This window comes from uncultured Nevskia sp. (assembly GCF_903885465.1).
In the GTDB taxonomy this organism is placed as follows: Bacteria; Pseudomonadota; Gammaproteobacteria; order Nevskiales; family Nevskiaceae; genus Nevskia.
The window spans coordinates 1-8,599 of the sequence record NZ_CAISIQ010000082.1 but is presented as its reverse complement, the minus strand read 5'-3'; the positions used below and the strand labels follow the sequence as shown (position 1 = coordinate 8,599).

General features: G+C 61.4%; 6 protein-coding genes. All 6 read left to right on the top strand.

The window, feature by feature from the left end; all coding sequences use genetic code 11:
- On the top strand, positions 1–443 hold a 443-nt coding region (locus QZY06_RS03110; protein ID WP_295680060.1), incomplete at its 5' end, for a hypothetical protein.
- 107 nt (positions 444–550) lie between these two features.
- On the top strand, positions 551–3,307 hold the full coding sequence (locus QZY06_RS03105) for a PEP/pyruvate-binding domain-containing protein (protein ID WP_295680057.1): 2,757 nt from the start codon (positions 551–553) through the stop codon (positions 3,305–3,307).
- An 88-nt stretch (positions 3,308–3,395) separates the two neighbouring features.
- Positions 3,396–4,340 (top strand): hypothetical protein, encoded by a 945-nt coding sequence (locus tag QZY06_RS03100; protein ID WP_295680056.1) that lies wholly within the window; start codon positions 3,396–3,398, stop codon positions 4,338–4,340.
- Entirely contained in the window at positions 4,337–5,323 is a 987-nt protein-coding gene (locus QZY06_RS03095) for a metallophosphoesterase (protein WP_295680054.1), read from the top strand. Before QZY06_RS03100 ends, QZY06_RS03095 begins: the two co-directional genes overlap by 4 nt.
- 374 nt (positions 5,324–5,697) lie before the next feature.
- Positions 5,698–8,028 (top strand): DUF349 domain-containing protein, encoded by a 2,331-nt coding sequence (locus tag QZY06_RS03090; RefSeq protein ID WP_295680052.1) that lies wholly within the window; start codon positions 5,698–5,700, stop codon positions 8,026–8,028.
- Between the two features lie 180 nt (positions 8,029–8,208).
- Positions 8,209–8,599, top strand: a 391-nt coding sequence (locus QZY06_RS03085; RefSeq protein ID WP_295680050.1) for a hypothetical protein, incomplete at its 3' end; no start/stop codon positions are given.

Sequence of the window (8,599 nt, the reverse complement as noted above, 5' to 3'; positions counted from 1 at the left end):
TGCAGCCGCTTCGTCAGGCCTTGCTGGATCAGGGCGAAGCCGAGGGTCGTTTGAAGGACATCCGATGGTTGCTGCGCGTGATGTTCGAGCCGAACTACCGGCTCTATCGCGATCAGAAGCACATCAACTACATGAAGCTGCATGCCGCCTACATCACGACGCACCGCCCCCGGGGTGTGCTGCATCCGGTGGATACGGACTCTCCCAACTGCGTCGCCTTCCGTCGTGCCATCGAGCTGATGGGGCAGCGGTTGTTTTTCCTTAACGAAAGCCGCCTGTGGTGGCGATTGGAAAGCGTGGGCGAGATGTTTCTCAGCACCTTCATTCAGCACTCGGTGCGCGATCAGGAACCGAACAAGAAAGAGCATCCGCCGCTCGACGAACTGTTCGAGGACTCGATCGAAATGATGGCTGCTGCGCTGTCCGCCATTCCGATGCGCTAACCGGCGAAAGACCGGCTTTACAAGCTACTGCAGCAAGAACCGTCTGCAACCGGAGCCGCTATCCGGCATCAGGAAGCGGACTTCGAAACTAGAGAGGAGGAGAAGCAATGACAATCGGCAACACACATACGATCTGGTTCGCAGACCCCGAGGGCGTGGATCTGAATCTGGTCGGCGGCAAGGGCGCCAATCTGGGCCGTATGACCCAGAAGGGCTTCGTGGTACCGCCGGGCTTCGTGGTGTCGACCACCGCGTACATGGCCCACATCGATACCCTGAAAGCGCAGATCGCGACCATGCTGGCGCGCATCAACTACGCCGACGCTTCCGCGCTCGACGAAGCGGTCGCGCAGATTCGCCGCCTGATCGTCGGCACCGACGTGCCGCCAGCGATCGCCGCCGAAATCATCCATTGCTACGCGAAGCTGGGCACCGATCTATACGTTGCAGTGCGCTCCTCAGGCACCGCCGAAGATCTGGATGGCGCCTCGTTCGCAGGCTTGCATGACACCTATCTCGACATCCGCGGCGACGAAGCCGTGATCGATGCCGTCAAACGTTGCTGGGCGAGCTTGTGGACGGCGCGCGCGGTTTCCTATCGCAAGACGCAGGGCTTCAACGCATTTCCGTCGATCGCGATCGTCGTGCAGCAGATGGTTGAATCCGAAGTGTCCGGCGTGATGTTCACCGGCAATCCGATCAACACCGCTACCGACGAGCTGATGATCAACGCCAGCTGGGGCCTCGGCGAAGCTGTGGTCTCCGGCATCGTCACTCCGGACGAGTACATCGTCAGCCACCGCAATCTCAAGGTGCTGCAGAAGACGCTGGGATCGAAGAAGGTCCGGATCGTTCGCGACATCGAGAAAGGCGTTGGCACCGTGCATCAGGACGTGCCGGATTCCCTGCGTGAGCTGTTCACCTTTACCGACGAACGCGTCGGCGAACTGGCAGACATCGGTCGCAAGGTGCAAGCCGCGTACGAAGGCATGCCGCAGGACATCGAGTGGGGCTACGCCAAAGGCAAGTTCTACGTGCTGCAATCACGTCCTGTCACCGGCGTTGATTTCTCCTGGGATGCCGACGTTACCGAATCGGTGCAGGGCAACAGCGATGCCGTGCCCTACGAGCAAATCTGGTCGCGCGTTTTCCCCGAGGAAATGTGGACTGGCGCAATCAGCCCACTGAGGTTCTCCTGGCGCTGCTGGGGCCTGAACCAGTGCCACAGCGTCGGCGTCCATGTCGCCGGCTATCCAGAGCAGGACTACACCACACGTCGCCTCTGGCGCTATTACAAAGGCGTGTCGTACTACAACGTCGAGGCCGATCGTCATCGCATCATTCAGTCGATCCCGCCACAACTACGGCCCGGCATGCTGCACAAGATTCCGAAGGCTTGGCACGAGGAAGTGCTGAGTGCTCCGTTCGACTGGGGCCGCTACATCGAATACTTCCTGCGTACCGAAACCCTGCGTCCGGACATGGGCTTCAACTGGCCGAGAGCGATCAAGGAAGACTTCATCGACAGCCCGGTCTATCGCGAAGCCACCCGTCCGCGCACCGTCGCCGAACGTGAAGCGATGTCGGACGAGGAACTGAAGAAGCATCTCGCGGAAGTCATCCGACTCGAGATCAGCTCGTACGATCCGCCTTGGTATGGTCTGCTCTGGTACATGGGCGATTCGCTGGGCTGGATCGGCTGGATCGCTGCAAACTGGTACACCGGTGATCGTCCGAACGTGTTCATGGACTTGATGACTGGCACGCGCAACGAGTGCATCACCGGTGTGGAGTCCTACGCTTCGTGGGAGCTGGCGAATTTTGTCTACAAGTCACCGGAACTGCGTGAGCTGTACCGCAAGTACCCGGACGAGCGCTTCTTTGATTTCGTCGGCCAATGCGTCGAAGGCCCGACCTTCCTGAAGAAGTACGCCGAACATGTTGCCAAGCGCGGTCATCGCGGACACCCGGATCGTGACATCTACTTCGATCGTCGTGCCGACAGCGTGATGGTCGACCTGCGCATGTTCGCCGGCCTGTTTGGCACGCCGGACCCGCGTATCCAAGAGCACCGCACTCGTGCGCGCCTCGAAGAATCGATCCAGCACGTCTACGACAATCTGGCCAGCCAGCCTCAGCTCGGTATCTTCAAAGCCAAGCTGTTCAAGTTCCTCATCGACTTCTCGCACAACGCGATCGAGTTTCGCGACAACGAACGCGAGGTCATGGACTGGTCGACTTACGACATCAAGATCTGCTTCGAGGAAGTCGGTCGTCGCTGCGTCGAACGTGGTCGCTTGAAGGAAATGAAGGAGTGCTACTTCCTGACCATGGAAGAGCTGTACGCGGTGCTCGCCGGTACGGCGAACATGAAGCTCACCCGCGCAAAGATCGACGCCCGCCGCAAGAACTTCAATGCCATGGACACCAAGTCCAAGCATCCTGCGCCGTTCATCGTCGCCGACCGTCCGGCGCCGATCGATCAGCCAGAAATCTCCGGTGACGGCGTGCTCCGCGGCAAGACCACCAGCACCGGCAAGGTCACTGGCACCGCGCGTGTGGTGCTTGAGCTGAACCAGATCGGCAAGGTCAAGCCGGGTGACATCCTGATCGTCCACGCCACGGATCCGGGCTGGACGCCGGTGTTCATGCTGATCAAGGGCATCGTGCTGGAAACCGGGGGCCTGATTTCGCACGGCGCGCTGCTTGCCCGCGAGTTCGGCCTGCCCGGCGTGCAGATCGAAGGCGCGCTGCAGCTTATTCCTGACGGCGCGAAGATCACGCTCGACGGCGACAACGGCCTGGTCATCATCCATGACGAGACCGACGAGCCGGCCGAAGGGTCGCTCGAAAAGGCTGCCTGAGGCTGCTTTCGTTCAGAGCTGAGTGAAGTTCGAGGGGCGGTGTGCGCGAGTGCATCGCCCCTCTTCCATGTGTGCCCGAGGACTATTCATGAAGCAGCGCCTGCAACACCGCGCATTTCCCGAGCTCGACGCCGTCAACGATGGTCGCCATGTGCTGCGCGATCTACCGCTGGAACGCGAGTCGATTTCCTACACTTTTGTGCTGCCAGACCATGATCTGGCGGCCTTCTGCTACACCTGGGTCAACAAGGACAGCAAGGCCGGCTCGGCCTTCGTCGTCTTCGGCGCCGGCACCGGAGGCAAGCCGATTGCCGAAGCGATAGACGGCATCGATGTGCCCGCAACGATGAACTTCGACGATTGGCGCGTCGGTGCCGTTCATCTGAAACACGACTTGAAGTTCAAACACGCCGAGATGATTCTTGAAGGCCAGGGCGCTCGCATCCATGCACATTTCGAGGCCTTCCACCCGCCATACGCCTATGGCTCGCACCCAGATGGCTGCCCGGACTACGCGGCTACCAACCGCATTGAACAGGCTGGCCGCGTGCATGGGACGATTCGTATCGGCGACAAGCACATCGATTTCCAATCTCTCGGCGCCCGCGATCACAGCTGGGGCACGCGAGACTGGCAGACGCCGCAGCACTGGAAGTGGCTGCACGCCCAGGCGGGCCCCGATCTCTGTGTGCACTTCTGGCAGTTCCAGGCCCGCGGCAAAATCGACCTTCGCGGCTATGTTCTGAAGGATGGCGTGATCGCCGAGATGGACGAAGTTGATGTGCGCTTCGATCATGACGCTCAGTTCAATCAGAAGAACATCGAGATCGAGATGTACGACACGCTCGGTCGCGTGACTCATCTGAAAGGCCTGCACTACGCCCACTTCCCTCTTGTTCCCGGTCCCCACACCACGCTGAACGAGGGCGCAATGCGCTGCGAAATCGATGGCCGCGCTGGCATGGGTTGGTCCGAGTTCATGTGGCCAACGAACTACCTGGAACATCTGCGCTTGCGAGCCGGCGCACCATGAAGCCTTCCGCCCCACTGCTGCAGCTGCCGCCGCTTGGCGCGGCGGCTCCTTGGACCGGTCTGGACCGCTGGCCACAGCGACCCGAGGAGTTCAGCTTCGTGCTGCTGTCTGATCGCACCGGGCTACCCAAGCCCGGGGTTTTCGAACGGGCCATTGCCGCCACCAACCTGCTGCGGCCCGATTTCGCGATCCAGATCGGCGACTGCATCGAAGGCTATACGCATCGCCCCGAACAGCTCGCAGCCGAGTGGGCCGAATTCGATGCGATGACCGCACCCTTGCAGGTGCCGCTGTTCCGTGTGCCTGGCAACCATGACGTCAGCAATCCGACGATGTCGGCTGACTGGCTGCAGCGCTACGGCGCATTGAACTATCACTTCCGATTCCGCGACGTGCTGTTCCTGGTGCTCAACACCCAGGACCCACCGCAGCGAGCTTCCGATTTCGCTGGCGTAGACCAGCCGGTGGATGGCGAAGAACCAGAGCGCGAGCTAGATCTCGGCAAGCTGCAACGCGAGCACGCAGCCGATCCTCGTGCATTTGCCAAACGAATCGAAGTGGCCATCGACAGCGAGGGCCCTCAGGCGGCGCACCTATCGGCCGAACAGGCGGACTGGGCCGCCAGCGTCGTGCGTGAACATGCGGATGTACGCTGGACCATCATCCTGATGCACATCCCGGCCTGGCAAGGCGGCCTCCATCCGGGGCTCGCCCAGATTCGTGACGCGTTAGCCGGTCGCCCCTACACGGCGTTCGCTGGGCATCTGCATAACTATCAACGCCGCGTGATCGACGGATTCGAACATATCCGCCTAGGCCCCACGGGCGGCTGTTGGGTGACCACCCGCGAAGCCGGAAATTTCGATCACATCAGCTGGGTGACGATGACTGCGCAAGGACCGCGTATCGCCAATCTGGTACTCGATGGCATTTTGGGTGCAGAAGGCGGTGAGTTCAGACCACAACCGATGTTTCCCGATTGATCCCATTTTTCCTCGGGCTCGGTTTCGAGATAGTGGTCTTGGTCATTGTTGACTGACATCTGAAGGTGAAACTCCCATCGCCTAACTGCGATAACGGCTGTTGTCAGCACTCCTTCGCCGAGTGTCCGCCATACAGCTGATACCTGCCCTTCCCTACCCTCGATAACGGCAGGTTGTCATTTGACACCCTCGTGCCCCGGCTGTGCGTCCCCTTAGCCGCCTATCGCGCTAGCGTAGCGAGTCGTCGCTGCATGACGACCATCGCACGTCTGATCGAGTCTTGGTCACCTCAAAGCCCAAGCAAATCAAATGAGGCGGGCTCCCGCGCAGGTAGAATTCGCGACCGGCCCAAACGTTAGCTCTGTAGGTAAACAATGTCGTTCCTTTCCCGCTTGTTTCGCAAAGCTCCGTCGCCTGTGGCAGCTGCCGCTTCAGTGCCCCCATCCGCATCATCCGCAAAGGCCGGCAGCGCTCTTCCCAAACCGAACGAAGCTGATCGCGGGCTGGCCGCTGCTGCCGAGGAGCGCGCATTGCAGGCAGCCATAGATTCTGGGGACGTTCCGGCGGTGGCACGGCTGGTGGTTGCGGGCACGTCGACCAAGGTTCGCCAGGCAGCGGCTCACGCGATCGAAGATCCGGACCTGCTGCGTCAACTCATTCGCGATGTCCGCGGTGGCAATGACAAGGGGGTCTACAAGATCCTGACGTCAAAGCGCGATCTGCTGATCGAGCAGAGCCGCAAGCTCGAGCAGTTGCTGGCCGAGGTCAATGCGGCTGCGGCAGCTCTTGAACGCCACAGCCAACGCGCGTACGACGCCTTGTATAGCTCGAACCTGGATCAGTTCGAGAGTCGCTGGGAAGCGGTGACCGAGCAGGCCGATCCAGAGCTGCGCGGCAGGGTTCAACAATGGCTCAGCCGCTCCCGCGAGACTGTTGCGGAACAGATGCGCCAGGCGGCGGCTCAGGCAGAACGTGACCTGACTGCTGCTAACGCCGCAGCAGCCGCGCAGCGCCTGCGCCAACAGGAGGTTCAGGCATCCGCTGAGGCTGAAACGGAGCAAGAACGGGTTCTCGAGCAGGAAACGCGCGCGTCGGCCGAGAAACAGCAGGCGGAGCAGCAGCCTGTTCGCCAAATCGGCGGATTGATCCGCAAGGCACGTGATGCTTTGAGCGCCGGCAGCACCTCGCACGCTGCCGCAGTGCGACGCGCCATCGACGAGAAGCTGGTGGGAGCTCCGCCTCTGCCGGAGAATCTGGCCAGCCAGATACAACAGCTTGACCAGCAGCTCGCTGAGTTGAAGGACTGGAAGAGCTTCTCGGTGGCGCCTAAGCGCGCAGAGCTGATCACGGAAATGGAGTTGCTCATCGGTGCGGCGCTGGATCCCCCGGCACTGGCCGACAGGATCAAGAGCCTGCAGGAAGAGTGGCGCAGCCTGAGCAAGGGCGTCGGCGAAAACATGGAAGCCGATTCGCAGCGCTTCCAGCAAGCGTCTCAAAAGGCCTATCAACCGTGCAGCGATTATTTTGCCGCGCAGGCCCTCGTCCGCGAGGAGAATCTGCGGCGACGCGATGCGCTGCTCGCCGGATTGACTGCGCTGGAGGCAGAACACAATTGGGAAAAGCCTGACTGGCGGGCTGTGGTCCGAGCCCTGCGCGAGACGAACCTGGAGTGGCGCCGCTGCTCGCCGGTGGACCGCCTGGCCGGCAAGCAGCAGCAGGAGGGATTCTTGGCTGTCACGGCGAGCCTGCAGAGCCGGTTGGATGCTGAGTACGCTCGCAATCAGAAGGAGAAGGAGTCGCTGATCGAGCGTGCTCAGGCTTTGCTCGCCAGCGACGATAGTCGCAAGGCAATCGACGCCATCAAGGCGTTACAGCAGAAGTGGCAGGCGGTGGGGCCGGTGCCGCGCGAGGCGGATCATCGCCTCTGGGGGGAATTCCGCCAGCACAGTGATGCCGTGTTCCAGAAGCGCCAGCTGGATTTCGCCACCTATACGGCGGGGCTCGAGAACAACGGGACGCAGGCCGTTGCCTTGTGCGAGCGACTTGAGAAGATCGCCGCTCTGGAGGGTTCGGAGTTGCTCGAGGCTGCGCTTGGGCTGGCCGAATTGCGGCGTGCTTTTGCCGCGCTAGGCGAGTTTCCGCGTGCCGATGCGAATGAGCTTCGTAGCCGGTTTGATCGGGGTCTGGATTCCTGCGAAGAGTCGATTGCGCGCCAACATGCACGCAACGCGGAACGTGCGTGGAGTGATCTGTTCGAAGCTGCCAACCGTGTACGCGCTTACAGGCTCGCTGTGGCTCGCAATTTGGAAACGGCGCAGCTCGACACTCTGAAAGAGGCTGCCGAAACCTGCATTGCCGCCGTCCAGCACTGGCCCAGGAGCGGGCTCGACACCCTCAAGCAGGCGCTCGCCGGTGATCGGTCCCAGGATCTCGCGGCGAATGAAACGGCTTTGAGAATGCTCTGCATTCGAGCGGAAATACTTGCAGACATGCCGACTCCGCTCGAGGACCAAGCATTGCGTCGCGAGTACCAGTTGCAACGCCTCGCGCAGACCATGGGCCGAGGTGTCAGGGCCGATGAGACGAACCTGGACACCCTGACCATTGAGTGCGCGGGTATCGGCCCGGTAGAGGAGGCGGCCTACCAGCCGCTAGTGCAGAGACTCCGGCGCTGTCGCGAGCGGAGCCACTCCAAGGCTCCATAGCTCGCATGCGACAGCTTCAACCGGCGCTTCGGCCTGAAAGTGGATGTTCCCTCGCCTACGCTCAATAAGCGACACAACGATTGATCACCTAGAAGGACAGCCGCGTTGACACCTTAGCCGCGCAGTGTTCGGATTGACGAGTCGGCTTGCGTGTTTCAATCGGTTTTTAAGCGTTGACTGATGCGATCCTGGTTCGATGCCGATGATGTTGGGCAGGGGGAGATTGTGGATACAGTCCGATTCTGGCGGCGAAGTCTGAAGGCTCTGCACGAGATCGCGGCGCTCGGCCTGGGCGGCGGACTGGCGGCGTGCCTCGTCATCAACCTGGCGTCCCCAGACGCGTCGCCCGCGAATTTCGTTGCAGCGCGTGTAGTGTTCGACGCCATCGCGCACTACGTCCTCTTCCCGTCTCTCGCGGCAGTTCTCGTCACCGGTCTCCTCTCGATCGCCGCGACGCGGGGGTTCCACGATGCCGGTTGGGCTTGGGTCAAGGCGCTGCTCGGACTCTCCATTTTCGAAGGCACGCTCCTCACCGTCGGCGCGAGCCGCAAACAACCGGAACTCGCCGCGG

Excerpts from the sequence above, each read along its gene's own strand:
- QZY06_RS03090 (WP_295680052.1), top strand. The coding sequence starts at position 5,698 with ATGTCGTTCCTTTCCCGCTTGTTTCGCAAAGCTCCGTCGCCTGTGGCA.
- QZY06_RS03105 (WP_295680057.1), top strand. The coding sequence starts at position 551 with ATGACAATCGGCAACACACATACGATCTGGTTCGCAGACCCCGAGGGC.
- QZY06_RS03095 (WP_295680054.1), top strand. The coding sequence starts at position 4,337 with ATGAAGCCTTCCGCCCCACTGCTGCAGCTGCCGCCGCTTGGCGCGGCG.
- QZY06_RS03100 (WP_295680056.1), top strand. The coding sequence starts at position 3,396 with ATGAAGCAGCGCCTGCAACACCGCGCATTTCCCGAGCTCGACGCCGTC.